27 protein-coding genes are annotated in these 26,408 nt (G+C 71.0%); 15 read left to right on the forward strand and 12 right to left on the reverse strand.

Translation table 11 applies throughout. From position 1 onward, the window contains the following. Positions 1-4: 4 nt before the first annotated feature. Both AC1D29_RS14640 and AC1D29_RS14645 read left to right on the forward strand, forming a co-directional pair. The gene (locus AC1D29_RS14640) at positions 5-3,292 is read left to right on the forward strand and encodes an efflux RND transporter permease subunit (protein WP_477898556.1); all 3,288 of its coding nucleotides are present in this window, start codon (positions 5-7) and stop codon (positions 3,290-3,292) included. A gap of 1 nt (position 3,293) precedes the next feature. Continuing rightward, positions 3,294-4,694, forward strand: coding sequence for an efflux transporter outer membrane subunit (locus AC1D29_RS14645; protein ID WP_477898558.1), 1,401 nt, complete (start codon positions 3,294-3,296; stop codon positions 4,692-4,694). 56 nt (positions 4,695-4,750) lie between these two features. Here the strand turns inward: AC1D29_RS14645 and AC1D29_RS14650 are convergent, their stop codons facing one another. The 5 genes from AC1D29_RS14650 to AC1D29_RS14670 all read right to left on the reverse strand — a co-directional run bounded on the left by AC1D29_RS14650 (position 4,751) and on the right by AC1D29_RS14670 (position 8,854). Next, entirely contained in the window at positions 4,751-5,161 is a 411-nt protein-coding gene (locus AC1D29_RS14650; protein ID WP_477898560.1) for a hypothetical protein, read from the reverse strand. Positions 5,162-5,239: 78 nt separating this feature from the next. Further along, positions 5,240-5,863 (reverse strand): PqiC family protein, encoded by a 624-nt coding sequence (locus tag AC1D29_RS14655; protein WP_477898562.1) that lies wholly within the window; start codon positions 5,861-5,863, stop codon positions 5,240-5,242. Continuing rightward, positions 5,860-6,909, reverse strand: coding sequence for an MlaD family protein (locus tag AC1D29_RS14660; RefSeq protein WP_477898564.1), 1,050 nt, complete (start codon positions 6,907-6,909; stop codon positions 5,860-5,862). The genes AC1D29_RS14655 and AC1D29_RS14660 overlap by 4 nt, the downstream gene beginning before the upstream one ends. After that, on the reverse strand, positions 6,906-7,712 hold the full coding sequence (locus tag AC1D29_RS14665) for an ABC transporter ATP-binding protein (protein WP_477898566.1): 807 nt from the start codon (positions 7,710-7,712) through the stop codon (positions 6,906-6,908). Before AC1D29_RS14665 ends, AC1D29_RS14660 begins: the two co-directional genes overlap by 4 nt. Further along, positions 7,712-8,854: an MlaE family ABC transporter permease gene (locus AC1D29_RS14670; protein WP_477898568.1), complete on the reverse strand. Its 1,143-nt coding sequence runs from the start codon at positions 8,852-8,854 to the stop codon at positions 7,712-7,714. Before AC1D29_RS14670 ends, AC1D29_RS14665 begins: the two co-directional genes overlap by 1 nt. 189 nt (positions 8,855-9,043) lie before the next feature. On the opposite strand from AC1D29_RS14670, the gene AC1D29_RS14675 reads away from it, so the two are divergent. From AC1D29_RS14675 to AC1D29_RS14705, 7 genes are all read left to right on the forward strand, one after another. Then, positions 9,044-9,328: a hypothetical protein gene (locus AC1D29_RS14675; RefSeq protein WP_477898570.1), complete on the forward strand. Its 285-nt coding sequence runs from the start codon at positions 9,044-9,046 to the stop codon at positions 9,326-9,328. Positions 9,329-9,399: 71 nt separating this feature from the next. Next, a complete protein-coding gene (locus tag AC1D29_RS14680) occupies positions 9,400-10,467 on the forward strand; it encodes a sensor histidine kinase (protein ID WP_477898572.1) in 1,068 nt (355 codons plus the stop codon). Continuing rightward, positions 10,455-11,147 carry a LytR/AlgR family response regulator transcription factor gene (locus AC1D29_RS14685; RefSeq protein WP_477898574.1) on the forward strand — a complete coding sequence of 231 codons (693 nt, stop codon included), beginning with the start codon at positions 10,455-10,457 and terminating at the stop codon, positions 11,145-11,147. The genes AC1D29_RS14680 and AC1D29_RS14685 overlap by 13 nt, the downstream gene beginning before the upstream one ends. 60 nt (positions 11,148-11,207) lie before the next feature. Then, the gene (locus AC1D29_RS14690; RefSeq protein ID WP_477898576.1) at positions 11,208-12,410 is read left to right on the forward strand and encodes an acyltransferase family protein; all 1,203 of its coding nucleotides are present in this window, start codon (positions 11,208-11,210) and stop codon (positions 12,408-12,410) included. Beyond that, entirely contained in the window at positions 12,410-13,507 is a 1,098-nt protein-coding gene (locus AC1D29_RS14695; protein WP_477898578.1) for an alpha/beta fold hydrolase, read from the forward strand. The genes AC1D29_RS14690 and AC1D29_RS14695 overlap by 1 nt, the downstream gene beginning before the upstream one ends. Then, complete coding sequence (locus AC1D29_RS14700; protein WP_477898580.1) at positions 13,504-14,358, forward strand: LysR family transcriptional regulator; 855 nt, start codon at positions 13,504-13,506, stop codon at positions 14,356-14,358. Before AC1D29_RS14695 ends, AC1D29_RS14700 begins: the two co-directional genes overlap by 4 nt. Positions 14,359-14,445: 87 nt before the next feature. Further along, a complete protein-coding gene (locus AC1D29_RS14705; protein ID WP_477898582.1) occupies positions 14,446-15,747 on the forward strand; it encodes an aspartate aminotransferase family protein in 1,302 nt (433 codons plus the stop codon). Positions 15,748-15,774: 27 nt separating this feature from the next. Here AC1D29_RS14705 and AC1D29_RS14710 read toward each other — a convergent pair whose 3' ends face one another. Next, on the reverse strand, positions 15,775-17,016 hold the full coding sequence (locus AC1D29_RS14710) for a cyanophycinase (RefSeq protein ID WP_477898584.1): 1,242 nt from the start codon (positions 17,014-17,016) through the stop codon (positions 15,775-15,777). Positions 17,017-17,153: 137 nt separating this feature from the next. Between AC1D29_RS14710 and AC1D29_RS14715 the strand changes: the two genes are divergently transcribed. Beyond that, positions 17,154-17,933 carry a lectin gene (locus tag AC1D29_RS14715; protein ID WP_477898586.1) on the forward strand — a complete coding sequence of 260 codons (780 nt, stop codon included), beginning with the start codon at positions 17,154-17,156 and terminating at the stop codon, positions 17,931-17,933. Between the two features lie 3 nt (positions 17,934-17,936). Next, positions 17,937-18,404 carry an EF-hand domain-containing protein gene (locus AC1D29_RS14720; protein WP_477898588.1) on the forward strand — a complete coding sequence of 156 codons (468 nt, stop codon included), beginning with the start codon at positions 17,937-17,939 and terminating at the stop codon, positions 18,402-18,404. Here AC1D29_RS14720 and AC1D29_RS14725 read toward each other — a convergent pair. Then, positions 18,401-19,201: a class II glutamine amidotransferase gene (locus AC1D29_RS14725; RefSeq protein WP_477898590.1), complete on the reverse strand. Its 801-nt coding sequence runs from the start codon at positions 19,199-19,201 to the stop codon at positions 18,401-18,403. The two genes, AC1D29_RS14720 and AC1D29_RS14725, sit on opposite strands and share 4 nt — an antisense overlap. Before the next feature lie 298 nt (positions 19,202-19,499). On the opposite strand from AC1D29_RS14725, the gene AC1D29_RS14730 reads away from it, so the two are divergent. Beyond that, on the forward strand, positions 19,500-20,165 hold the full coding sequence (locus AC1D29_RS14730) for a helix-turn-helix transcriptional regulator (RefSeq protein WP_477898592.1): 666 nt from the start codon (positions 19,500-19,502) through the stop codon (positions 20,163-20,165). Between the two features lie 128 nt (positions 20,166-20,293). After that, on the forward strand, positions 20,294-20,926 hold the full coding sequence (locus AC1D29_RS14735) for a Crp/Fnr family transcriptional regulator (protein ID WP_477898594.1): 633 nt from the start codon (positions 20,294-20,296) through the stop codon (positions 20,924-20,926). Here the strand turns inward: AC1D29_RS14735 and AC1D29_RS14740 are convergent. Further along, complete coding sequence (locus AC1D29_RS14740) at positions 20,909-21,889, reverse strand: M48 family metallopeptidase (RefSeq protein ID WP_477898596.1); 981 nt, start codon at positions 21,887-21,889, stop codon at positions 20,909-20,911. The genes AC1D29_RS14735 and AC1D29_RS14740 overlap by 18 nt on opposite strands. Positions 21,890-21,952: 63 nt before the next feature. On the opposite strand from AC1D29_RS14740, the gene AC1D29_RS14745 reads away from it, so the two are divergent. Both AC1D29_RS14745 and AC1D29_RS14750 read left to right on the forward strand, forming a co-directional pair. After that, the gene (locus tag AC1D29_RS14745; RefSeq protein WP_477898598.1) at positions 21,953-22,438 is read left to right on the forward strand and encodes a flavin reductase family protein; all 486 of its coding nucleotides are present in this window, start codon (positions 21,953-21,955) and stop codon (positions 22,436-22,438) included. Positions 22,439-22,519: 81 nt separating this feature from the next. Beyond that, positions 22,520-22,963, forward strand: a complete 444-nt coding sequence (locus tag AC1D29_RS14750) for an SRPBCC family protein (protein ID WP_477898600.1) — start codon at positions 22,520-22,522, stop codon at positions 22,961-22,963. Here the strand turns inward: AC1D29_RS14750 and AC1D29_RS14755 are convergent, their stop codons facing one another. The 4 genes from AC1D29_RS14755 to AC1D29_RS14770 all read right to left on the reverse strand — a co-directional run bounded on the left by AC1D29_RS14755 (position 22,964) and on the right by AC1D29_RS14770 (position 26,302). Then, positions 22,964-24,421, reverse strand: a complete 1,458-nt coding sequence (locus AC1D29_RS14755) for a hypothetical protein (RefSeq protein ID WP_477898602.1) — start codon at positions 24,419-24,421, stop codon at positions 22,964-22,966. Then, a complete protein-coding gene (locus AC1D29_RS14760) occupies positions 24,421-25,308 on the reverse strand; it encodes an ABC transporter ATP-binding protein (protein ID WP_477898604.1) in 888 nt (295 codons plus the stop codon). The genes AC1D29_RS14755 and AC1D29_RS14760 overlap by 1 nt, the downstream gene beginning before the upstream one ends. Beyond that, entirely contained in the window at positions 25,305-25,700 is a 396-nt protein-coding gene (locus tag AC1D29_RS14765) for a GntR family transcriptional regulator (RefSeq protein ID WP_477898606.1), read from the reverse strand. Before AC1D29_RS14765 ends, AC1D29_RS14760 begins: the two co-directional genes overlap by 4 nt. Before the next feature lie 251 nt (positions 25,701-25,951). Continuing rightward, positions 25,952-26,302 (reverse strand): hypothetical protein, encoded by a 351-nt coding sequence (locus AC1D29_RS14770; protein ID WP_477898608.1) that lies wholly within the window; start codon positions 26,300-26,302, stop codon positions 25,952-25,954. Between the last annotated feature and the right edge of the window lie 106 nt (positions 26,303-26,408).

Raw genomic sequence — 26,408 nt, forward strand, 5'->3', positions numbered from 1 at the left:
GCCCATGGACATCTCACGCTTCTTCATCGACCGGCCGCGCTTCGCGACCGTGTTGTCGCTGTTCATCTTCCTGATCGGCGCGCTGGCCATCCCGCTGCTGCCGATCTCCGAGTACCCCGAGGTCGCGCCACCGCAGGTCGTCGTGCGCGCCCAATACCCCGGCGCCAACCCGCGCGTCATCGCCGAGACGGTGGCCACGCCGCTGGAGGAGCAGATCAACGGCCTCGAGAACGTGCTGTATTTCGACAGCCAGGCCACCGGTGACGGCGGCATGACGCTGACGGTCACGTTCAAGATCGGCACGCACCCGGAAGCCGCCGAGACGGCGGTGCAGAACCGCATCAACCGCGCGCTGCCGCGCCTGCCCGATATCGTGCGCCAGATCGGCGTGACGACCGAGAAGGCCGCGTCCAACCTGACCATGGTGGTCCACCTGGTCAGCCCCGACAACTCGCGCGACGCGCTCTACCTGCGCAACTACGGCACGCTGAACGTGCGCGACGACCTGCTGCGCGTGCCCGGCATGGGCTCGGTGCTGAGCTTCGGTGCCGGCGACTATGCGATGCGCATCTGGCTGGACCCGCAGAAGCTGGCCGCGCGCAACATGACGGCCGGTGACGTCGTCGGCGCCATCCGCGAGCAGAACACCCAGGTCGCGGCCGGCGTGGTCGGCGCGTCGCCGTCGCCCAAGGGCACGGACTTCCAGCTCTCCATCAACGCCCAGGGGCGGCTGGCGAGCGAGGAGGAGTTCGGCGACATCATCGTGCGCAGCGAGCCCAAGACCGGCGCCATGGTGCGCGTGAAGGACCTCGGCCGCGTCGAGATCAGCGCCAACACCTATGCGCTGCGCAGCCTGCTGAACAACAAGGAGGCCGCGGCCATCGCCGTGTTCCAGGCGCCGGGCTCCAACGCGCTGGCGATCTCGGACAACGTGCGCAAGACCATGGAGAAGCTCAAGCCCAGCTTCCCCAAGGGCGTGGACTACGCCATCGTCTACGACCCGACGCGCTTCGTGCAGACCTCCATCGAGAAGGTCGTGCACACGCTGTTCGAGGCCGTCGGCCTGGTCGTGCTGGTCGTCATCATCTTCCTGCAGACTTGGCGCGCGTCCATCATCCCGCTGGTGGCCGTGCCGGTGTCCATCATCGGCACCTTCGCCGTGCTGCTGCTGCTGGGCTTCTCCATCAACACGCTGACGCTGTTCGGCCTCGTGCTGGCCATCGGCATCGTCGTGGACGACGCCATCGTCGTGGTCGAGAACGTCGAGCGCAACATCCAGGACGGCCTCACGCCGCATGCGGCGACCGTGAAGGCGATGCAGGAGGTCTCGGGCCCCATCATCGCCATCGCGCTGGTGCTGTGCGCGGTGTTTATCCCGCTCACACTCGTGCCGGGCCTGTCGGGCCAGTTCTACAAGCAGTTCGCCGTCACCATCGCCATCTCGACGGTGATCTCGGCCTTCAACTCGCTGACGCTGTCGCCGGCGCTGGCCGCCATCCTGCTGCGCCCGCATGACGCCCCCAAGGACGCGCTGATGCGCGGCATGGACAAGGTGTTCGGCCGCTTCTTCCACTGGTTCAACTGCTTCTTCCAGCGGCGCTCTTCGGAATACGGCCGCGGCGTCACCGGCATCCTGAAGCGCAAGTCGCTGGCCCTGGTCGTCTACGCGCTGCTGCTGGGCGCCACGGCACTGCTGTTCACGCGCATCCCCAGCGGCTTCGTGCCCGCGCCGGACAAGCAGTACCTGATCGGCATCGCCCAGCTGCCGGCCGGCGCCAGCCTGGACCGCACCGAGGAAGTCATCCGCCAGATGAGCGCCATCGCGCTCAAGGTGCCCGGCATCGTCGACTCGGTGGCCTTTCCCGGCCTGTCGGGGGCGGGCTTCTCGGCCGCGCCGAACGAGGGCATCGTCTTCTTCGGCCTCGCCGACTTCGACAAGCGCACCTCGCGCGACCTGAGCAAGGAGGCCATCCTCGGCCAGGTCAACGGCGCCATCCAGCAGATCCAGGGCGCGCGCATGTTCGTCGTGCCGCCGCCGCCGGTCGACGGCCTGGGCATTGCCGGCGGCTTCAAGGTGCAGGTGCAGGACCGCAGCAGCCAGGGCGAGCAGGCGCTGTACGGCGCCACCTGGGGCACGCTGGGCCAGATCTACGGCAACCCCAACACCAGCATCGGCACGCCGTACTCCAACTACGACATCAACGTGCCGCAGCTGTTCGCCAACGTCGACCGCACCAAGGCCAAGCAGATGGGCGTGCCGCTGGCCTCCATCTACGACACGCTGCAGATCAACCTCGGCTCGCTGTACGTCAACGACTTCGCCAAGTTCGGCAAGACCTACCAGGTCATCGTGCAGGCCGACGCGCCCTTCCGAGCCAAGGCCGAGGACATCACCCAGCTCAAGACCCGCAACGAGGCCGGCGAGATGGTGCCGCTGGGCTCGCTGATGAGCGTCGAGCCGACCTTCGGCCCGACGCGCGTGACGCGCTACAACGGCTTCCCGTCGGCGGACATCAACGGCGCGCCCAAGCCCGGCTTCTCGTCGGGCCAGGCCGAGACCGAGATCGAGCGGCTGCTCAAGGGCCTGCCGCGCGGCTTCAGCTACGAGTTCACCGAGCTCAGCTACCAGGACCGCCTGACCCGCGACGTCACGCTGCCCGGCATCGGCGTCAAGGTGCCGACGCTGGCCGCCGTGCTGATGTTCTCGGTGCTGCTCGTCATCCTCGTGCTGGCCGCGCAGTACGAGAGCTGGAGCCTGCCGCTGGCCATCATCCTGATCGTGCCGATGTGCATCCTGTCGGCCCTCTTCGGCGTGTGGCTGTCGCACTTCCCGCCGTTCGGGCAGGCCGGTGACTTGAACATCTTCACGCAGGTGGCGCTGGTCGTGCTGGTCGGCCTGGCGTGCAAGAACGCCATCCTGATCGTCGAGTTCGCCAAGGAGCTGGAGGAGCACGGCAAGTCGGTCACGGACGCCGTCATCGAGGCCTGCCGCCTGCGGTTGCGCCCCATCCTGATGACGTCGATCGCCTTCTGCGCCGGCGTCATCCCGCTGATCCTGGGCAGTGGTGCCGGCAGCGAGATGCGCCGCGCGATGGGCATCGCCGTGTTCGCCGGCATGCTGGGCGTGACGCTGTTCGGCATCTTCCTGACGCCGGTGTTCTACAGCCTGCTGCGCAAGGGCACCGAAAAGCGCCGCGCCCGCGCCGCCGCGCTGCGCGCCCAGGTCGAGGCCTCGGCCCACGCCTTCCACCCCGGCATCGACGATGCCGCACCCAAGAAGGAGGGCCACTGAAATGAAAGTCCGCCTCACCCTCCTGGCCGCAGCCGCCGTGCTGGCCGGCTGCGCAGCACCGGGTCTGTCCCAAGGCCCCCAGAACCTCGCACCCGCCAAGTTCGCTCAGTTGCCCGTGGTGGATGCCGCAGCCAACCCCGGCCCGGCCACGATGACGGCTGCCTTTGTCGACAGCGCGCAGCTGCAGCGCGTCGTTGACGAGGTGCTGGCCAACAACCGTGACCTGCGCGCCACGGCGGCCCGCCTCAAGCAGGCCGAGGCGCTCGCGACCGCTGCGGGCGCCCAGCGCCTGCCCACGGTCGGCATCGGCGCCAACGCCAGCCGCCAGCGCGCGCCCAACGACCAGGGCCAATACAACACGTTCAACAGCTATGGCGTCAACGCCACGGCCAACTGGGAGATCGACCTGTGGGGCCGTGCGTCGGCCAACGCGCAGGCCGCCGGCTATGACGCGCAAGGCGCTGCGCTGGACCGTGATGCCGCCCAGCTCAGCCTGGCCGGCACGGCGCTGAACCTGCAGGCCCAGCTCATCGGCCTGGGCCATCGCCTGAAGCTCGCCAAGGAGGCGCTCGGCGTGCAGAACCAGCTGCTGGATTTGGTGAAGGCCCGCGTGGGTGCCGGCCGCGGCACGGCCGTCGACCAGGCCCGCGCCGAGGCGCTCGTGGCCACCACGGCCGCCAGCGTGCCGGCGCTGCGCAACGCCGCCTGCCTGACGCGCCTGCAGCTCGACGTGCTGCGCGGCCAGCCGCCGGCCGACTGCGACAAGGCCGACAGCGACCCGCTGCCCGCCATGCCCGAGCCTCGCCTGATCAGCCTGGGAACCTTGCCCGACCCGGCGGGGCTGCTGGCGCAACGCCCCGACGTGAAGGCCGCTGCCGTGCGCGCCCAATCCGCCGCGTCACGCGCCCACGTCGCCTGGGCCGCGCGTTGGCCCAGCCTGGGCCTGACCGGCCAGATCGGCTGGAGCGCTGGCAGGGCAGGCGACCTGTTCAAGAGTGGCACGCAGATCCACAGCCTGGGCGCCGCGCTGAACTGGAACTTCCTGGACTTCGGGGCCCGCAAGGCCGAAGAGTCGGCCGCCCGCGCCGGCTTCGAGGCGGCGGTGGCGACTGCCGAGCAAGCCCAGCTGACGGCCTTGCAGGACGCGCAGGGCAGCCTGTCCACGCTGCGCGAGACCGAGCTGCAGGCGACCGCCCAGGCCACGGCCGCCGAGGCGACGCAACGCGCCCGTGACCTGGCGTTGAAGCGCTACGAAGCCGGCGTGACCGACTTCTACTCCTTGCTCAACGCCGAGCAGGAGCGGCTGGCGGCGCAGGACGCGCTGATCCAGGTGCAGACGAATCGTGCGGCCTCGCTGCTGGCGGTGCACAAGGCGTTCGCGGCGCGGTTGACGGCGCAGTGAACGATGTGGGGAGCCGCCGCGGCGGCTCCCGCGATTTCATTGGCATCGCGCTGAGGCTAGGCGTTGTCGAGCAGCTTGCGGACCCGCCAGGCCTGCCATTGCTGGTGGGCCAGTCCGATCGTGATCAGGCCGCTCAGGCCAAAGACCACGCCCGACAGGGTCCGGCCGCTCTCGGTCGTCGCCCCGCGCCACAGCGCGAACACGAGGCCCGACACCGCCAGTGCGCGCAGAAAGCCGGCGAAGCCGACGTTGCCGCGCACCACGACGTCGCCGTTCGCCTGGTTTTTCCAGCCCCGCAGCGTCTGCCAGTTGTCCGCCTCCACGAGAACCGCCGTCACCGTGTCGCCGGGCTCCTGCCGCGGCCGGCCTGGCAGCTGCGCGGACAGGCACCGGCGCCCGTCCTCGGTCTCGAAGGAGAAAAGCGTGGCCTCGTCCTTCGAGGACGGATCGCGCTTGACGTCGAACACGCGCTGGAGCCGTACGGTCTGAATCTGCAAGTGGCGGGTGGATGAGCTGCGGCGCCGCAGTCTCGCCGATGCCCGGCGTCAGGACCCCGCCACGATGCGTGCCGCCAGCCCCATGACGCTGCGGCGGTAGGCGTCGGCCAGCGCATCCGGCTGCGCGCTGCAGGGCAGCGTCAGGTCCGCCGAGCCCGGCGCGGGCAAGGCCGTGCCGGCCGGCGCCTGCAGCGGCAACCAGTGCCAGCGCGCGCGCAGGTGCAACTGCAGGCCGCCGCCGTCGGGCCGGGCCAGCCACTCGTCCACCTGCACGACGAGCCGCAGCGACTCACCGTCCGGCGTGTTCTGCTTGCCCACCGTGACCGGGTAGGGCTGGCGCAGCCGCCACAGGTCCTCGGCCAGCACGCGCGGCAGCGCCTCGCGCAGCGGCTCGGCCCAGCGTGACTCGGGCAGCGGCCGTAGGCCGGCGCTGCCTTCGGCGATGAGGATCTCGTCGCGGTCCAGCAGATCGGGCAGCGCCACCTGCGGGCTCAGCACCCAGGCGCGGTTGTCCTTGCCGGGCCTGGCCTCGGGCGGCAACGGCGGCAGGCCGGTCAGGCCGTAGAGGCGGCGTGGCGGCGTGCTGCGCGTCGAGCAGGCGGTGAGGAGGGCCGCGGCGCCCAGCATGAGCAGCGCGTCGCGGCGGCGCAGGTCCAGGGCGGGCGTCTTCATTTGGCGGGCTCCACGGCGGGCGCAGTTGGCGGGGCATCGGGCTTGCGGCCCAGCAGCAGCTGCTCGGGCTGCGCGTCCAGCGAGCGGGCCAGCTGGCGCAGCGCCCGCGCGGCTTGCGACAGCTCGCGCATCGTCCGCTCGGTCTGCTGCAGCAGCGGGCCGTCGCCGTCGGCCGCTTCGCGCAGCGAGGCGCTGGCCTGGGCCAGCTCGTTGATGGCGCGCTGCAGGTCGCGCACGACGGGGCCCTTGGGGTCCAGCACCTGGTTGGCGCGGTCGGCGGTGGTGCCGAGGCGGTCCGCCGTGCCGGACACCTTGTCGCCCGCGCGGTCCACGCTGGCCATCGCGCGTTCGGCGCCCTGCGTCAGCGGCACGGCGCGGCGATCCAGTTGCGCGGCGAGCTTGCGCGCATGGCCGGCGGTGGCGGCGAAGTCCTTCAAACCCTGCTTCAGCTCGGGTGCCGCGATCAGCTGGCGCGCCGAGTTCGCGATCTGGCTGAGGTCGTCGACGATCTTGCGCAGGTCGACGCTTTCGAGCTGGTCCTTCAACGCCTGGAAGGCGGTCGCGCTGGTCGGGATCTCGGTGGCGTCGCCCTGGTAGCCGCCATGCATGCGGCCGGGCGGCTTGGGGCGGAAATCCAGGTCCACATAGAGCTGGCCAGTGAGCAGGCTCTGCGTGCCGAGCTGGGCTGTCAGGCCGCGCTTGATGAGGGTGGGCAGCGCATGGCCGATGTCGTCGTTGCCCATGCGTCCGTCCAGGCCGCGCACGGCATCGGCATCGAGTTCGGCCAGCACGGGAATGGCGAAGCTGTCGGCCTTGCTGTCGTAGTGCACGGTGATGTCGGTCACGTCGCCGATGCGCACGCCGCGAAAGACGATGGGCGCGCCCTTCTGCAGCCCGAACACCGAGCCCGAGAAGAACATGACCACGCGCTCCGGCTGCTTGAACCAGTGCCGGCCCGGCAGCACGACGAGGGCCAGCGCCAGCAAGGCCAGCGCGCCGACGACGAAGGCGCCGATGACGAAGGGGCTGGCGCGGCGGCGCTTCATGCAGCGTCCTTCTCGCGTGCGGGCTCTGCGGCCTGGTACTGGCCGCGCGTCAGGAATTCGCGCACCGGCTCGGGCCCGCGGTCGCGCAGCTCCGCCGGCGGGCCCAGCGCCGTTGCCGTGTGCGCCTCGACGTCCAGGAACAGCACGCGGTCGGCCACGGCGAACAGGCTGTCCAGCTCGTGCGTGACCAGCACGATGGCCGTGCCGAGGTCGTTCTTCAGCCGCTTGATGAGGTCGTCCAGCCGCGCCGACGTCAGCGGGTCCAGCCCAGCCGAGGGCTCGTCCAGGCACAGCAGCGGCGGGTCCAGCATCAGCGCGCGGGCGATGGCCGCGCGCTTCCTCATGCCGCCCGACAGCGCCGAGGGTTCGGCGTCAAACGTGGCCGCGTCGGGCAGGCCGGCCAGCGCCAGCTTGAAGCGCGCCTGCTGCTCGCGCTCGGTCTCGTCCAGCTCGGTGTACAGCTCCAGCGGCAGCATCAGGTTCTCGCCGACGGTCATGCTGCTCCACAGCGCACCGGCCTGGAAGGCCACGCCGATCTCGCGGCGCGGCGGGTCGTCGCCATGGACGTCGCGTTCCTGGCCGCCGGCCATCCAGGTGACGGTGCCCTGGCGCGGCGCCTGCAGGCCGATCATGTGGCGCAGCAGCGTGCTCTTGCCGCAGCCGCTGGCGCCGACGATGGCCAGCACCTCGCCGGCGCGCACGTCGAACGTCAGGCCGTGCTGCAGCTCGCGGCCGCCGGCATGCAGGCTCAGGTCCTGCACGCGCATCAGCACGTCGCCGTTCTTGCGGTCGGTCTCGGCCATCAGATGTCCAGTCGCTGGAAGATGACGGTCAGCGCCGATGCGGCGATGACCATCCAGACGATGGCCTGCACGACGGCCGCCGTCGTGGCCTCGCCCACGGCCTGCGCGCTGCGCCCGGCGTTCAGCCCCTGGCGGCAACCGGCCAGCGCGACCAGCACCGCGTAGACGCTGCCCTTGAGCAGCCCCGCGAACAAGTCCCAGCCGGCCAGCGCCTCGCGCGTGGTCGTCAGGTAGGCCATGGCCGGCACGTCGTACAGCACCACCGCCACGGCCAGGCCCACGGCCAGGCCCGCCACGCCGGCGCACAGCGTCAGCAGCGGCCCGGTGACCAGCAGCGCCAGCATGCGCGGCAGCACCAGGTGCTCGACCGGGTCCACGCCCAGCGTCGTCAGCGCGTCGATCTCTTCGCCCGCGCGCATGCTGCCGATCTGCGCCGCGAACGCCGCACCGACGCGGCCGGCCAGCACGATGCCCACCACCAGCGCCGCGATCTCGCGCACCACGCCGATGGTCACCAGGTTGGCGATGAAGCTCTGCGCGCCGAAGCGCTGCAGCTGCTCCGCACCCATGTAGGCCACGATCAGCCCGACCAGGCTGCTGACCAGCAGCACAATGGGCAGGCTGCTGGGCCCCGTCTGCTCGATCTGCCACAGCCAGTCCGACATGCGCATGGCCGTCTTGCCGCGCGCCAGCCGCCCCAGGGCGCCCAGCAGGTCGCCGACGAACACCAGCGTCTTGTGCCATTCGGGCTCAGGCGCCTCGTCGCTGTCGGGCGCGGGCGCCGGCTTGGCGCCGGCCACCTGCGGCAGGCTCAGCGTCAGCAGCGGCTGCAGGCCGCGCGGCAGGCCGCTCAGGTCCAGCTGCACGCCCGCGCGCGCCAGCGGCGCCAGCGCCTGCCACAGCGCGCCGGCAAAGGGCGGTTGCCACTGCGACAGCGCCGCGCTGTCAAAGCCCAGCTGCGTGCCGGGCGCGGCCGGCAGCTCGGCCGGCGGCTTGGGCAGCTCGGCGTCGGCGGCGTGCCAGTCGCCGGCCAGTACCAGCCGCCACTGCCGGCCCTGGCCCTCCCAGCGGGCGTTGGCGATGGCGCGGCCACCGGCGCTGGCGGCGGCAGGGGGCAGGGGGGCGGGCAGGACATGGGACATGACAGCGACATGCTCTGTCGCGCCAGCGCATCCGCGGCCCGGACGCCGACCGTGCCCGTTGTAGGACGGCGCGCCGCTTCGGCGGCGTTGTCGGTTTGCGCCGACACCTTGAAGGGGGTGGGGACGACGGTGCCAGGCCGGCTGGGCGCCCAAAGTTGTCTGACCCCTATTGCCCTGCCCGAGCCCGCCATGAAGCCCACCGCCAACATCCCGCCCCGCCCGGAAGAGACCACGCAGCGCGGCACCGCGGTGCCCGATGGCAAGCCGTCGCTGCCGCATGAGCGCGACCAGCAGAACACGGCCACGAACGCCAAGCCCGACCCGCAGATCCGCCGCGCCGCCAGCGACCTGAAACAAGGCCAGGTCGACACCGACCTGCGCGCCACGCCGGGCCTGGACGCCGACCGCCGCGGCGACCTGGTGAAGGGTGGCGAGCATGGCGCGGGGGACCAGAAGCCGCGCGCCAGTCGCTGACCTGGGGCGAAGCGCCGCCCGGCCGGGGTGAGTCGCGGCGGCCTCGTCGTCGGGCCGGCTAACCTCGCGGCATGGCCATCCTGCCGCGCCGCTGGCGCCTGCCCTATCTCGCGCTGCTGACCGTCGTTGGCCTGCTGCTCAGTGCGTCGGCGCTGCAGGCCTACCGCCTGGGCGGCGGCACACACCCGTGGGAGCCCTTCCTGTGGGAGTTCAGCTCCGTGCTCGTCATCGGCACGCTGGCGCTGGGCGTGCATGCGCTGGTTGGCGCCTTGCGCGGTCAGCCCTGGCCCCGGCAGCTGGCCGCGCACGCCGTCGCGCTGCCGGTCTTCAGCGTGCTGCACATCGCCGGCATGTTCGGCCTGCGCTTTCTGGTCTACGGCCTGGTCGGTGCCGACTACCGGCCCGACGCGATCCCGGCGCTGCTCGTCTTCGAGGGCGGCAAGGACGCGGTCAGCTACATCAGCTTCTGCCTGATCTCGCGTGGCATCTGGATGGCGCAGGCGGCCGGCGCGCGCGAGCAGGAGCTGGAGCGCGCCCGCCGCGAGCTGGCCGAGGTGCGCCTGGCGCGGCTGGCCGACCAGGTGCAGCCGCATTTCCTGTTCAACACGCTGAACCTGATCTCCTCCGTCATGTACGAGGACGTGCCGCGCGCCGACCGGCTGCTGTGCCAGCTGGCCGACCTGCTGCGCCAGACGCTGGCCGCGCAGGCGCGCGTGGAGCACACGGTGCGCGAGGAGCTGGCGCTGGTGCAGCCCTTCCTCGCGCTGATGCAGGCACGTTTCGGGCCCGAGCGGCTGGTCGTGCAGATCGACGCGGCCGCCGACGCGCTGGACTGCCGGCTGCCGGCGCTGCTGCTGCTGGCGCCGGTGGAGAACGCCGTCAAGCACGATGTCGCGCGGCACCGTGGCCGCGTGACCGTCGTCGTCGCGGCTACGCGCGAGGGCGAGCGCCTGCGGCTGCGCGTCAGCAACCACGGCGACACCCCGGTGCCCGAGTCCCCGCCCGATCCCGACGGCGGCCTGGGCCTGCGCAACCTGCGCGAGCGCCTGGATGGACGTTACGGGAGCGCCGCCCGCGTCGTGTTCGGGCCGGACGGCCGCGGCATGACGCTCACCGTGGAGCTGCCATGCGCGTGCTGATCGTCGATGACGAGCCCGCCGCGCGCGCCAAGCTGCGCCGCCTGCTGGCTGCCGAGGCCGATGTGGCCGAGCTGCTGGAAGCGCCCGACGCGCCGGCGGCGCTGGCACTGGTGCGGTCGCTGCCCGCCCCGCCCGACCTGGCGCTGCTGGACATCGAAATGCCCGGCGGCAATGGCGTGCAGCTGGCCGCCGCGCTGCGCGAGATGGGCGTGCGCTGCGTGGTCTTTTCGACGGCGCATGCCGAGCATGCGCTGCAGGCCTTCGAGCTGGCCGCGCTGGACTACCTGCTCAAGCCCTACACGGCGGAGCGCCTGGCCGCCGCGCTGGCCCGCGTGCGCGAGACGCTGGCGCGGCCGGCTGCGCCGGTGGGCGAGTGGTGGGTGGATGGCGAACGGCTGTTGCTGGCCGACGTGCAGTGGCTGTCGGCGGCGGACAACTACATCGAGCTGCACCTGCCGCCACGCACGCTGCTGGAACGCGCCACGCTGGCCGACGCGCTGGCCCGCCCCGGCTGGGCCGCGCGTTTCCTGCGCGTGCACCGCAGCCATGCGGTCAACCCGGCGCATGTGCAGCGCATCGAGCGCCTGGGCAGCGGCGAGGCCGTACTGACGTTGAGCTGCGGCGAGTCGCTGCGCGTGTCGCGCGGCTACCGGGCCGCGCTGGACGCATTCGCCCCGTAGCGGCCGCCACTCGCCCCAGCGCGCTCGCGCGGTGAGCGCCCCGCCGCGAAGCTGGCGGCCATGAACACCCCCTCCGCCCGCCTCCCCTTCCTCGACGGTCTGCGCGTTGCCGCCTTCGCGCTGCTGATCCCGTACCACGTGGGCATGTACTACGTGACCTGGGACTGGCATGTGAAGAGCCCCGCCGCCAGCAGCGCGCTGGAGCCCTTCATGCAGCTCAGCTCGCCGTGGCGACTGGGGCTGCTGTTCCTGATCGCCGGCGCGGCAGCCCAAGGCCTGTTCGCCCGGCGTGGCGCGCTGGGCACGCTGAAGGACCGCTCGCTGCGGCTGCTGCTGCCGCTGGTCTTCGGCATGGCCGTCATCGTCACGCCGCAGGCCTATTTCGAGGTGCTGACCAAGGCGCCGCAGCTGCTGCCCGGCGACGGCGGCTACCTGGACTTCTGGGCGGCCTACCTGAAGGGCGGCAAGTACTGCCGCGGCCAGGACTGCATGGACGTGCCGACCTGGAACCACCTGTGGTTCCTGCCCTACCTCTGGGTCTACGCCGTGCTGGCCGCCGGGCTGGCCGCGCTGCTGCGCCGGCGCCCGCCTGCGCTGGCCTTGCCGGCCTGGGCCTGGCTGCTGCTGCCGGCCGTGCCGCTGGCGCTGGCGCGCGTGCTGGTGATGCCGCACTACCCGACCACGCACGATCTCGTGCACGACCTCTACAACCACCTGCAATACGGCTGGTTGTTTGCCATCGGCTGGGCCAGCCGCACGCCGCTGGCGGCGGGTTTCTGGGCCGCGGCGCTGCGGCTGCGCTGGGTGGCGCTGGGCGTCTCGCTGGCCACCTGGGCCGTGCTGATGGTCTTCAACAGCCGCTATGCCGACGCCACGCCGCCCGACGCCGTCCTGGCCGCGGCGCGCACGTTGCGTGCCTCACTGACCTGGTGGTCCATCGTCGCCGCCTGCGGCTGGGCGCAGCGCGCCTTCACCCGCGAATCGCCGCTGCTGCGCCAGGCCAGCGCCGCGGTGTTCTGCCTCTACATCCTGCACCAGAGCGTCATCGTGCTGCTGACCCAGGCGCTGAAGCCGCTGGCGCTGCCCTGCGGGGTGGAGGCGTTGCTGCTGATCGCGCTGACACTGGGCATCTGCGCGCTGGCCTATCTGGGCGCGCGCCGCGTGCCGGGGCTGGCGCTGCTGCTGGGCATACAGCGCCGCCCGCACGGTGGGCCGGCGGCGGTGATAGCGTCCGAGCCTCTGTCGCCCGCCCGTTCCGCATGATGTTGTTGCGTCTCGCTGCTGCCTCTCTTTTCCTCGTCTCGCTCGCGCACGCCGCCGAGCCACCGTCTGCCGAAGCTGCCTACGTCGCCGTGCGGCCGATGATCGCGGAGCAGCAGCGCCTCGTGGCGCCCAACGCCATCGAGGTCAGCGAGGCCGTGACGCTGGGCGGCCTGAAGCAATGGATCACCGTCCGCGGCGCCGACAAGGCCAACCCGGTGCTGATCTACGTGCACGGCGGCCCCGGCGCGGCGGAGATGGGCCGCAGCTGGCCCTACCAGCGCGGCTGGGAGGACGTGTTCACCGTCGTGCAGTGGGACCAGCGCGGCACCGGCAAGACGCTGCGCCACGGCGGCGAGGCCGCGAACAAGGAGGGGCTCACGCGCCGGCAGATGGCTGACGACCTCGTCGAGCTGATTGCCCTGGTGCGCCAGCGGCTCAAGGTCGAGCGCGTCATCCTGCTGGGCCATTCCTGGGGCAACGTCATCGGCATGGATGCGGCACTGCGCAAGCCGGAGTGGATCAGCGCCTACGTGGGCGTGGGGCCGCTGATGAACCTGCAGTCCAACGAGAAGGCGCAGTACGAGGCGCTGCTGGCCGAGGCGCGCAAGCGCCATGACGCGACCGCGTTGGCGGAGCTGCAGGCCATTGCGCCCTACCCGGGCGACGGCGAGATCCCGTTCGCCAAGGTCAATGTCGCGCGCAAGTGGGTGATGGCCTACGGTGGCCTGGCGGCCTACCGCAGCGATGCCAATTTCTACTTCCGCGCCGCGCGGCTGTCGCCGTATTACGAGTTCGAGGACCGCTTGGCCATCGACCAGGGCGGCCAGTTGTCGGTGCCCGCGCTGCTGCGCGACATGCGCCGCGTGGACCACACCGCTCTCCGCGAGGTCGCGTTCCCGATGTTCATGTTCCTGGGCCGCCACGACCTGACGACGCCGTCGTCCGTCATCGAGCCGTGGATGACGCAGCTGAAGGCGCCCGCCAAGCGCATCGTCTGGTTCGAGCACTCGGCCCACCTGGCCCCGCACGAGGAGCCGGGACTGTTCCTGCTGAGCCTGGTGCAGCACGTGCGGCCGCTGGCCGTGCGCCCGCCATGACCGCCACGCTGGACATCGACCTGCTGCGCAGCCTGGTCGCCGTGGCCGAGACCGGCGTGCTGGGCCAGGCCGCCGCGCGCGTGGGCCGCACGCAGTCGGCGCTGAGCATGCAGATGCAGCGCCTGGAAGGCGTGGCCGGCCAGCCGCTGCTGTACCGCACCGGGCGCGGCGTGACGCTGACGGCCGCGGGCGAGCGGCTGGTGGCGCAGGCGGCCGAGCTGATCCGCCGGCACGACGAGGCACTGGCCGAGCTGCGCGGCGCGCAGATCTCCGGCGTGCTGCGCTTCTGTTGCCCGGAGGACTACGCGGTCGTGTTCCTGCCGCACCTGCTGCAGGGCTTCGCGAGCCTGCATCCGCTGGTGCAGATGGAGGTCACCTGCGCGCCGACGCCGCGTCTGCACGAGCTGCTGGCCCGCCACGCGGCCGACCTGGCGCTGGTGTCCGTGCAGGCGGAGGACGGCACCGACGTGATCCGCCGCGAGCCGCTGGTGTGGGCCGCCAGACGAGGCGGGGCTGCCGCGACGCTGGACCCGCTGCCGCTGGCCCTGGGCGCGCCGGACACGCTGGACCACAGGCTCTCCCTCCAGGCGCTGGAGGCCGCGGGCCGGCGCTTTCGCATCGCCTATGCCAGCAGCAGCCTGACCGGGCTGGTCGGCATGGCGCGTTCGGGCCAGGCCGTCACGGTGCTGACGCGCACGGCCGTGCCGGGCGATCTCGAAATCCTCGGCGAGGACCGCGGCCTGCCGGCCTTGCCCACCGTGGGCCTCACGCTGGCCTTCGACCGGGACCGCCCGTCGGCATTGACGGCCGCCTTCGCCGCCCACGTCCGCAAGGCGCTGCCCACCGTCTAGCGCTGATAGCTGCTATCAGCACTATTCGCTTCCGCTGCCGGCGCGAACTTCCTACCCTCGCAGCATCCAATCGCCGTGGGGTTCTTCATGTCGCGCAATGCCGATGCCGCCTTCTGGGCCCAGTCCCGCCAGCACCTGATCCGCTACGGCGGCAGCTTCGAACCGCTGATCATCGAGCGCGCTGACGGCTGCTTCGTCTACGACGCCGATGGCCGCGCGATCCTGGACTTCACGTCCGGCCAGATGAGCTCGCTGCTGGGCCATGGCCACCCGGAGGTGGCGGAGGTGGTCGCCCACCACGCCCGGCACCTGGACCACCTGTTCAGCGGCATGCTGAGCCGCCCGGTGGTGGCGCTGGCCACCGCACTGGCCGACGTCGCGCCCGAGGGCCTGCAGCGCGCCATGCTGCTCAGCACCGGCGCCGAGGCCAACGAAGCCGCCATCAAGATGGCCAAGCTGTACACCGGCAAGTACGAGATCGTCAGCTTCGCGCAGTCCTGGCACGGCATGACGGGCGCGGCGGCATCCGCCACGTACAGCGCGGGCCGCAAGGGCTATGGCCCGGCGGCGGTCGGTTCGTTCGCGATCCCCGCGCCCTATCCCTACCGCCCGCGCTTCGAGCGCGACGGCCGGTTCGACTGGCAGGCCGAGCTGGACTACGCCTTCGACCTCATCGACCGCCAGTCCAGCGGCAACCTCGCAGCCTTCATCGCCGAGCCCATCCTCAGCTCCGGCGGGCTCATCGACCTGCCCGTGGGCTACCTGGCGGCGCTGCACCAGAAGTGCCGGGAACGACAGATGCTGCTGATCCTGGACGAAGCGCAGACCGGCGTGGGCCGCACCGGCCTGATGTTCGCGTGCAACCGCGACGGCGTTTCGCCGGACATCCTGACGCTGTCCAAGACGCTGGGCGCGGGCCTGCCGCTGGCGGCGGTGCTGACGACGACCGAGATCGAGGAGCGCTGCCACGAGCGTGGCTTCCTGTTCTACACGACGCACGTGTCCGATCCGCTGCCGGCGGCGGTCGGGCTGAAGGTGCTGGAGGTGGTGGCCCGCGACGGGTTGGTGGAGCGCGCGCGCACGGCCGGCGCGCGGCTGGAGGCGGGCTTGCGCAGCCTGCAGCGCGAGTTCGACTGCATCGGCGACGTGCGCGGCCGCGGCCTGCTGCTGGGCGTGGAGATCGTCAAGAGCCAGGCCGGCAAGCAGGCCGCGCCGGAGCTGGGCGCAGCCATCACGCGCGCCTGCATGGCGCAGGGCTTGAGCATGAACATCGTGCAACTGCCCGGCATGGGCGGCGTGTTCCGCATCGCGCCGCCGTTGACGGTGACCGACGCGGAGATCGACCTGGGCCTGTCGCTGCTGAAGCGCGCGATCGAGGCCGTCGTTTAGGGCCCGTTGCCACAGCGTTAACAGGCCCTAGTTCGCCGGCACCGGCGTGAACAGCGGGCTGGCCATGCGCACCGGGATCACGTCCAGCCGTGCCTTCAGCACCGTGTAGTCCTCGCCACCCAAGGCGCCACTGAACCAGCCCACCAGGCCCGGGCCTTTGTAGAGCCGGAACTCGAAGCCCAGCTCCGGCGACAGGTCGCCCGGCCGCGGCCGCACGCGGTAGGCCAGGCCCCGCACCTCGGGCGCCGGGCCGTCCAGCAGCTGTGCCATGGCCAGCACGATGCTGCTGTCGCCCAGGATGTCCAGGAAGTAGTGGTCGTAGCGCAGCAGCGGCTTGTAGTCGCTGGCGGCCGGGTCGATCCGGGATTCGCGCAGCTTGTGCGCGGCGGGCGTGGTGACGCCGGATTGGAGGTCGTGCTTGTCGCCGCGGTCCAGATAGCTCAGCACGGCGCCGCGCAGGTTGAAGGCCGGCAGCTTGGCGTCCGACGTGGCCTCGGCCAGGTCCACCAGCAGCGCGCCGCGCGCGCCGACGATCTCGACCTCGCTGCCCTTGATGACGGCGGCCGTGTTCTCCTCCACGCCCAGGCCCAGCGTGTAGCCCAGCGCGCGCATCGCCGGCAGCATGCGGCCGATGCGCCCGCGCTTCAGGAAATGCTGGTCGACGAACAGCGTCGGCGCGACGAAGCCCAGGCCACGGTCGTACTCGCGGCCGTCGCGCCACTGGCCCTTCAGGATCTGCATGTTGTCCGGCGCGTCGCGAAACATCATGCGGCTCATGACGGCCGCACCGGCGCTGGTGCCGGCCACCACGCCGCCGCCGTCGAACACCTGGCGGATGGCCTTCAGCATCGCAGTGGGCTCGCCGCCGGGCTGCAGCGTGTCGACGATGTACTCCTGTGCACCGCCCGAGAAGAACACCGCCTTGGCGCCGGCGACCTTGGCGATCAGCGCGGGATCGTTGAGGTTGGCCTGCAGGTCGATGTCCTTCTGGCGCGGCGCGACGGGAATCGCCTCGGCGTTCGCGCCGTGGCGGTTCAGCGCGGTCACGATCAGGCCGGCGCTGCGCTCGGGGTTGGCCGCGGCCGTCGCGAACACGGCGATGCGCGCGCCGGCACCGCCCGCCTCGTCGACGATGCGCTGCCAGACGGCGTCGTTGTCGTTCTTCAGCGCGCCGCCGATGACGATGGCCGTGCCCGCGTGGGCCAGGCTGGCCGGCAGCAGCAGGGCGGCGGCCAGCAGCCGCAGCAGTCTGAGGGTCATGTGTTGCATGGCGCCATCTTGGCAGGCCGGCCACCGGTCCGGCAACGGCTTAGGGGGCGAACGCACCAAATCAGCGGCGTTGCGTGGCATTTGCTGCCCGGCCCCAGTAGCATGCGCCGGCGCCGGTCTGGCGCAGGGGAGGCCATATGAAACCATCTCGCGCATCCGTCGTGATGCTGGCAGTGAGCCTGCTGCTGACCGCCGCGCCGGCGCAGGCCGCCGAGCAAAGCGTGGACCTGGGTTCGCGCGGCCGCTACGAAAGCTATCGGCTGCCCGCCGATACCGAGAGCGTCGACCTGGCGCAGCAGTACGGCGGCAACTGCCGCTTCGGCCGCAGCTGGGGTTACGACCTGACCGGCCGCGAGCTGTGGGTCGATGACGGCTGTTCGGGCCGCTTCACCGTGCGCACGCGCGACGGTGACAAGTCATCCGGCAACGGCACCGCCGCGGTTGTGGCCATCGCCGCCATCGCGGGCTTGGCGCTGCTGGCCCACCACCACGGCAAGGACGACGACGACCGCCCCGACGACAACCAGCCGTCCTACCCCTCCTGGGGCGGCAACAGCATCCGCGGCATGAATGGCCTGTGCCTGGACATCTCCGGCGGCCTGCGCCAGGGCGCGCCGCTGATCGTCTTCAGATGCCACGGCAGCGACAACCAGCGCTTCAGCTGGAGCCGGCGCGGCGAGCTGCGCGTGGGCGACTACTGCGTCGACGTCACCAGCGGCGACACGCGCGACGGCACGCCGCTGATCGCCTTCCGTTGCAACGGCGGGCGCAACCAGCGCTGGAGCGCGCGTGGCGGCCAGATCGTCAGCGATCTGAGCGGCAAGTGCATGGACCTGCAGAGCGGCCAGGCGCGGCCGGGCCAGCCCGTGATTGCCTGGCGCTGCAATGGCGGCGCCAACCAGAACTGGTCCTGGTAAGCGATGGAGACCGACACCATGATGAAGCGACGCCCTCTCCAGCGCGCCTGCGCCGCCGCCCTGTTGCTGGCCGCCGCGGCGCTGATGCCCGCCGGCGCGGCCACGCCTGGCCAGCCGATGTCACCCAGCGAGGCACGCGTCGCGTTTGCCGCGGCCGATCTCGACCACGACGGGGTCGTCTCGCTCGACGAATTCCACAAGGATGTGCTGCGCACCTGGCATGCGCTGGATCTCGACCACGACGGCTACCTGTCGGTGCGCGAGATGCTGGGGGTGGTGCGCAACGACGGCGAGGTGGCGGCCCGGCTGCGCCTGGCCGACAAGGACGGCGACGGCAAGCTCAGCTTCAAGGAGGTCATCGAGGCGCGCATGGCTTTCTTCGCCGCGGCCGATGTCGACAAGGACGACAGGCTGAGCCTGCGCGAGGTGCTGGACTACCTGGGCCGCATGCGGCCCGTCGGCAAACGCTAGGCGGCGGCCTGCACCGCCAGGCCTTCGCTGACATAGACGCAGTCGCCCTGCTCGAACACACGCACCTCGCCGGGCAGGAAGGCCGTCCAGGCTTCGTCATGCGTCAGCGGCTCGGTGGCGATCAGCGTCATGCGGTCGCGCGGGCCGTTCAGCGTGGCCAGGTCCACGCTGAGGTCGCCGTCGCGCAGGCGCACATGGCCGAACGGCGGCTGGCGGCGCAGCCAGTGCAGCTTGGTCGACGCATGCGCCAGCATCGCGCGGCCATCGGTCAGCAGCAGGTTGAAGCGGCCGTGCTCGGCAATCTCGTGCAGCCAGGGCGTCAGCGTGGCGCCCAGTTCGGGCCAGTCGGGCAACTGGTCGCCAAAGCGCTGCTGCAGGCGCTGCATCAGCCAGCAGAACGCGCGCTCGCTGTCGGTCTGGCCGGCCGGCGTGAAGGCGCCGGTCAGCGTGGGGTGGAAGTCCTTCAGATCGCCGTTGTGGGCGAAGGCCCAGGTGCGGCCGGCCCAGTCACGGCGAAAGGGGTGGCAGTTCTCGACCGCCCGCGCACCCTGCGTCGCCTTGCGGATGTGGGCAATGATGTTGCGTGCCTGCACCGGGTGCTGGCCGTAGTGCGAGGCCAGGTCGGAATGGGCGGCCGGCTGGTCCTCGACGACCACCTCGCAATGCTCGCCGTCGTGGAAGGCGACGCCCCAGCCGTCGACATGGTCCGCCGTGCGCCCACCGCGGGCGGCGAAGCCGCGCAGCGAGAAGTTGGCGGCGGCCGGCAGGCGGCTGTTGAGGGCGAAAAGCTCACACATCGGAGGGGTGGGGCAGCTCTGGTAGGAGGTTGAACGTCTCAAGTCTGACGGCGGATGACACAAAGGCCAACAACGCCTTTGTCATGAGCTCATGCCTGTCGTGCTTTGTGCACAGCCTTTGCCGGTACCTGTTTGGGCGGCCTCGCAATCCCTAGCTTGCAAAACGCGTTCGAATGACGCCACGCCGTAATTCGTTCACATACACATCCCGCAACATTTACAACCAGCCGGTCACGCAGCCTCCTACGCTTTGGGGATGGCTCGTCAACCGCATGAGCCGAGGAGCACTGCGATGTGGATGACTGAATTTGCCCAGGCGGGCCAGACGCCCCGTCCTTCCGAGCGCCGCGCGGCGGCCTCGCTGTCCAGCCAATGGATGGGCCTCGTGCTGGAGGAGCTCGACCATGGCGTCGTGCTGCTCAACGGTGCCGGCCGCGTGCTGCACACCAATCTGGCGGCGCGCGCGTCGCTGGAGGACAACCATCCGCTGGAGCTGGTGGGCCCCCACCTGCGCGCACGGCTGTTGACCGACGCCGTGCCGCTGGCCGATGCGCTGGAGGGCGCCGAGGCGAGCGGCCGGCGCTGCCTGCTGCGCCTGGGCGATGAGCGTGCCGAATGCGGTCGCTGCAATGTCGTCGTCGTGCCGCTGAACCGCGACGTCAGCCAGGCCGCCGTGCTGCTGATCCTGGAGCGGCGTCAGCTGTGCGGCGACCTGGCCGCGCAGTGGTTTGCACTGCGCTACCAGCTGACCCCGGCGGAGACCGAGGTGCTGAAAGCGCTGTCCAACGGCGTCAAGCCCACCGAAGTGGCGTCGCGCCAGGGTGTCGCGATCTCGACGGTGCGCAGCCAGATCCAGAGCATCCGCGCCAAGAGCGGCGCGGACAGCATCGGCGAGCTGCTGCGCCAGCTGGCGCTGCTGCCGCCGCTGGTGTCGTCGCTGCGGCCGGCCAAGCTGGTCAATTGACTTTATAGAACTGCGGGCCGAGCGCCGGGCCGCTCCCAAGCCGTCCGCCAGGGGGCGCCCAAGGTACTCCTTGGACGAGGGGCTAACATTCCGCGGTGCCCCAGGCCTCATGCCTGCGGCGCTGCCGGATGCCTGACGACGCCCTCGACACTGAACTCCTGGCCTTGCCGCCCTCGCTGCGGCTGCTGGCCGCGCGTGGCATGGCGCGCAGCTATCGCAAGGGCGTCGTGCTGATCGAGGAGGGTTCGGTCGGCGACAACCTCTACCTGATCCTGTCCGGCTCGCTGCGCGCCTACAGCAGCGACGTGCGCGGCCGCGAGATCACCTATGGCGTCTACGGCCCCGGCGAATACGTCGGCGAGATGAGCCTGGACGGCGGCCCGCGTTCGGCCAGCGTCATCACCGAGGCCGCCAGCCGCCTCGTCATGGTCACGCGTGCCAGCCTGCTGACCCACATCAGCGAGCACCCCGAGTTCGCGTTCGAGCTGCTGACCAAGGTCATACGCCGCGCGCGCGCCGCGACGCTGTCGACCAAGCAGCTGGCGTTGAACGATGTCTACGGCCGCCTGCGCAACCTCGTCGACGAGTTCACCGGCGATGGCCGCCACCTGGAGCTGACCCACCAGGGCATGGCCCAGCGCCTGGGCTGCTCGCGCGAGATGGTGTCCAAGCTCGTCAAGGACCTGGAGCTGGGCGGTTACCTGAAGCGCGTGGCGGCGGGCGAGTACCAGCGGCTCAAGACCTTACCGGCCCGCTGGTGACGGGGCTGACTTGAGCGGCTGCGCCACCGGGAAGCGCTGATCGGGCCGAGGCGCCCGCGCGTACAGGCCGGAGACCTGCGGCAGGGCGGCCTGGATGTCGCGGATGCGCGTCGCGTTGGCCGGGTGTGTGGACAGCCATTGCGGCGGCGCGCCCTTGTTGGCGGCCATCATCTTTTCCCACAGCCGCACGGCGGCGGACGGGTCGTAGCCGGCGCGGGCCGACAGCTCCAGGCCGACCAGGTCGGCCTCGGTCTCGTCCTCGCGGCCGAACTTCAGGCTCAGCAGCTGTGCACCCATGCCGGCCGCGTAGCGGCCCAGGTTGCCCAGGCCCAGCAGCGCCGAGCCCAGCTCGACGACCACGTTCGTCGCCGTGGACTTGCCGACCCGCTCGCGGGCGTGCTCGCGCAGCGCATGAGCCACCTCGTGGCCCATGATGGCCGCGACCTCGTCGTCTTCCAGCTTGAGCTTCTCGAGGATGCCGTAATAGAAGGCGATCTTGCCGCCCGGCATGCAGAAGGCGTTCAGCTGCGGGCTGCCCAGCAGGTTGACCTCCCACTTCCACTGCCGCGCGCGGTCGTTCCATTCGTAGCTGAACGGGATGATGCGCTGGGCGATGTAGCGCAGCCGCTGCAGTTGAGGGTGCTCCATGGGCGCCAGCGCGCGCTGCTGGCCGGCCTGCTGCATCATCTGCGCGTACTGCTGGCCGCCGGCCTGCTCCAGCTGCTCGGCGGGCACGAAGCCGGCGAACTTGCTCTTGGGGCCCACGTCCACGCCTTCGCGCGCCCAGGCCGGTATGACGGCCGCGGCGCCCGTGGCGGCGAGCAGGCCCGTGAAGAGGCGCCGGCTGCGCTGGGACGGCGGCGTGCAGCGGCCGGCCGCGCAATCGGCGCAGGCGCCGAACTGGCGCGTCGGCGGGTTGGTGAACTGCAGATCTTGGGCAGCGAAGAAGTCGTCGGCATCCATGCCGTCATTGTGCGATGGCGGCCGCGGCCTTCTCGTAGGACGAGGCATCATCACCTAGCGACAATGACCGCCATGGACAGCCAGCAATTCCGCGCCGCCCTCGGCATGTTTGCCACCGGCGTGACCGTCGTCACCGTGCGCTCGGCGGACGGCGGCCTCGTGGGCCTCACGGCCAACTCCTTCAACTCCGTGTCGCTGGACCCGCCGCTGGTGCTGTGGAGCCTGGCGCGCCGTGCCGGCTCGTTGCCGGTGTTTGCGCGCGGCACGCATTACGCGATCAACATCCTCGCCGCGGACCAGATGCAGCTGGCCCAGCGCTTCGCGATGCGCGACGTCGACCGCTTCGCCGGCGTGCCCTGGCGCGAGGGCGCGGGCGGTGCGCCGGTGCTGGATGGCGCCGTGGCCACCTTCGAATGCGCCAACCGCAGCCAGTACGAGGAGGGCGACCATGTCATCTTCGTCGGCGAGGTGGAGCGCTGCACGGCACGGGCCGGCGCCCAGCCGCTGATCTTCCACGGCGGGCGTTATTTCACCGAATTGCCGCTCTAGGGCGCTGCGCTGTCGATCTGGGCCCACGCCGTTCGTCGTCATTGCAGAGGGTCGTCCTCTGCCCAACCCAGGAACCACGCCATGACCAACACCGTCACGCTGCACCGCGTGCTGCGCTGCCCGCCCGACCGCGTCTACCGCGCCTTCACGACGCCCGCCGCGATGGCCAAGTGGCTGCCGCCGCACGGCTTCACCGGCACCGTCCACGAGATGGACGCCCAGGTGGGCGGCAGCTACCGCATGTCGTTCACGAACTTCACGACCGGTGGCAGCCACAGCTTCGGCGGCCGCTACCTGGAGCTGGTGCCCGGCCAGAAGCTGCGCTACACGGCCGCCTTCGACGACCCCAACCTGCCCGGCGAGATGCAGACTACCGTCGAGCTGCGCGCGGTGTTCTGTGGCACCGAGGTGCACATCAAGCAGGAAGGCATCCCGGCCGTCATCCCGGCCGAGGCCTGCTACATGGGCTGGCAGGAGTCGCTGACGCTGCTGGCCCAGCTGGCCGAGCCCGAAATCAACCAGTGATCAGCCCAGCCGGCCCGCCGGCATCGCCGCCGGCGCGGCGCTGATGACGCGCCAGCGCCAGGCAGCCAGCGCTGCGCTGATGGCCAGGCCCAGCAGCGCCAGCGGCCACAGCGGCAGCGCCAGCCAGCGGCTCAGCAGCCACAGCGCGCCGCCGAGCAGCAGGAAGCCGAAGACGGGCAGCACGGTCGTCCAGGCGCGCGGCGCCTGCATGCCGGCCGGGCTGCGCATCAGCGTGGCGATGCCCAGCGCCAGCGCCGCGATGGGCAGGCACAGCATCAGCGGCTGCTCGGCGGCGTTGGCCAGCAGCAGCAGGCCCAGCGTCGTCACCACCCAGGCAACGAGGAAGTGGCGCATCTGCCGCCACACCACCGCACGGCTCTGTGCGCTGCCTTGCGGCATGCCGGGCAGCAGCGTCAGCAAGGCCTGCTCGCGGCGGCTGTGCCACAGCATGTTGCGCAGCGCGAACCCGGGGTTGAAGCCGGCGCTGGCCAGGCCGATGGCCATGCCGATGCCGCCGCTCTGAAAGGCCAGGCCGATCTTGGCGCCGGCCAGGGCGAACGCGAGGCCGAAGCCCAGGCCCACGAAGCCGAAGGCCAGGCTCACGCCGAGCAGCTGGCGCAGCCAGTGCTGCAGGCCGTGCAGCACGATCTCGGCGCGCGCCATCACGCTGGCCGGCGTGGGCCGCGCATTGGCCAGCACGTGGCCCAGCCATGCCGAGGCGATCCGGTCGAAGGGCTGGCTCAGCCACTCGCCCGGGCGGCCGAACACGGCCAGGCCGGCACGGCTGCCGGTCATGCCGTCCAGCGCCGCCTGGCGCATGCGGCTGCGGCGCGCATAGCCGGCACGGTGCGCATCGCTGCCGTTGCCGAACACCAGCGCCAGCAGCGCGCCCAAGGCCAGCACGCACAGCGCCAGCACCGACCAGGGCTGGGCCTGCCAGATGTCGCCCAGCGCCGCCCACAGCGGCGCCCAGCGCACATCCAGGCGCAGCGGCAGCACGACGGCCGGTGCGAAACAGAGCAAGAACCACAGCAGCCACTGGCGCTGCGCCCACGCGACGAAGACGCCGGCGGCGGCGCCGGCCAGCAGCATGGCCGGCAGCGACGGCATGCGCGCCATGGCCAGCCACAGCAGCACGCCCAGTGCGGCCGACAGCGGCAGCCAGGCCAGCAGCGCGGCCTCGCGCAGCCGCGGCAGATGCTGCGGCACGAAGCGCGCGGCGTTCGGGTGGTTCTGTTCCAGCAGGCTGGCGACGATGGCGATCCAGATGCCGAAAACGGCACCGGCCAGCACGCAGGCCGTCAGGATGAGGCGGGCTTTCGTGTCCGGCAGCATGACCAGGCCGACGGCCAGGCTGATCAGCCCGAGGGCGGCGAGCGCGCGCCGGCCCCAGGGGCTGTCGGGGTCGCGCTGGCGCCAGGACGCCAGCAGCATCTGGTTGAGGCTGGGGTTGAGCATCACGTCAGCTCCGCGAACAAGTCGTCCAGGTTCACGCGGTCGGCCGCGACGCCGGCCGGCACGCTGGCGTTCGCCGGCAACCGCGCCAGCACGCGCTCGCGGCCGGCGGCCAGCGGCGTGCGCTTCAGCGGTTCGGCCTTCAGCCGGGCGAACAGGCCGGCCAGCTCGGTGACGGTGCCGGTGAAGGCGCGCACCTGCTCCAGCAGCTCGTCCAGTGGCGCCTGCAGCGCGATGCGGCCGCCGCTGAGGAAGGCGAGGTTGAAGGCGACGCGCTCCAAGTCGGACAGGATGTGCGTCGAGAACACGACGGTCGTGCCGCGGTCCAGCACCTGCTCGACCAGCTCGCGCAGGAAGTCGCGCCGGCCGACCGGGTCCAGGCTCGCCACGGGCTCGTCCAACACCAGCAGGTCGGGCTCGTGCGCCAGGGCGCGGATGATGGACAGGCGCTGCTGCTGGCCGCCGGACAGCTTGCGGATGGGCTTGTCGCGGGCGATGTCCCAGCGCGACATCAGGCCTTCCACGCGCGCCTCGTTCCAGCGCGGGTAGAAGCTCTTGAAGTACGCCAGCAGCTGGGCGGGCGTGAAGCTCTCGAACAGATCGCTGTGCTGAGGCACGTAGCCGATGCGCGCGCGTGCCGCGTCGTCCAGCTGATGCACGTCCTGGCCGAACAGCTTCACCGTCCCCGCCTGCGGTTCACGCAAGCCCAGCAAGGCTTCCAGCAGCGTCGTCTTGCCGGCGCCGTTGCGGCCCAGCAGGCCCACGACCTGGCCGGGCAGCAGCTGCCAGTCCAGGCCGTTCAGCACGGCGCTGCCCTTGGGGTAGGACAGGCTGATGCCGGCGAGTTCGGCGGCGGTGGTCTCAGTGTGGGGAAAGTGGGCGCTCTTCATGGGGCTTGCTCGTCGAGGATGGTCTTGAACAACTGCAGGGTCTGGGCCTTGGGCAGCTCCAGCTGGCGGGCCTCGGCGGCGGCCTGCTCCAGCGTCGGGCGCAGCAGCTCGACGCGGTCGGCGGTGGGCTGGGCGCGCTGGTGCTGGGCCGCCACCACCATGGACAGGCCGCGACGGCGCTCCAGCACGCCGTCCGACTCCAGCAGCGAATAGGCCTTGGAGATGGTCATCGGGTGCACCGCCAGCGCCTGAGCCAGCTCGCGCACCGACGGGATCTCGTCGCCCGCCTTCAGCTGCCCGGCCGCCACACGCCGCCGCACCTGCTCGATGAGCTGGCGGTAGATGGGCTCGGGCGAGCCGGTGTTGATGTGAACGAAATGGGTGGGATCCATGCGGTACTGCCAATGTGTACTAGTACGATAGTACACGTAGACAGTTCGCGTCAAGCCCCCGTGGTGCAGGTGTTTTGAGCAAATAAAGTCGAAAACTGTCAATGACAGTCGAGAACTGACTCGCACAGGACTCACGGAGGCCACGACGTGGCCACCGTCACGGCGAACCGACGGTAGGGGAGGAGACGGCTGCCCCAGTGAAAGTCGCTCCCGCTACTTCGGGTTCTTGGATCGGCTTGAGGTGCTTTGAACTAAAGGCCGCCCAAGCGCACGCGGTCTTCTACCCACATCGTGACCAAGCGAAGCGCGTCGGAACGAGCATCGCCGAGGGCTTCCTCGCGTGTATCCCTGTGTCGGATGCACTCGTGGCGCAATGCACCCTCGCCGCTGCTGTCGACGACGAAACGGACCACGCCCAGGTAGCCGAGTTCGTACAGCTTCACCGATGCAAGCGCGGAGGCCGTCCCATCCGTCGCGAAGAACAGGTTGTCCATCAAAGCTTCTGCCGCCCCCTTCGAGTCACCACTGACATCAGCACTGCCGGCGGCGTCGCGGGGGCCCCATTCGCGGACATAGCGACGGGTCGCGTGTTGGGCATGCATGAATCGGGAATCTGGAAAGGCGAGCGGGGCAAGTTCTCGCAATCGGAACTGCTGCCGACCGAAGTCAGGAACCTCGTCGCCCAGGCCATCAAGGCTGAGCAGACTT

The organism is Roseateles sp. P1_C6 (assembly GCF_056406315.1).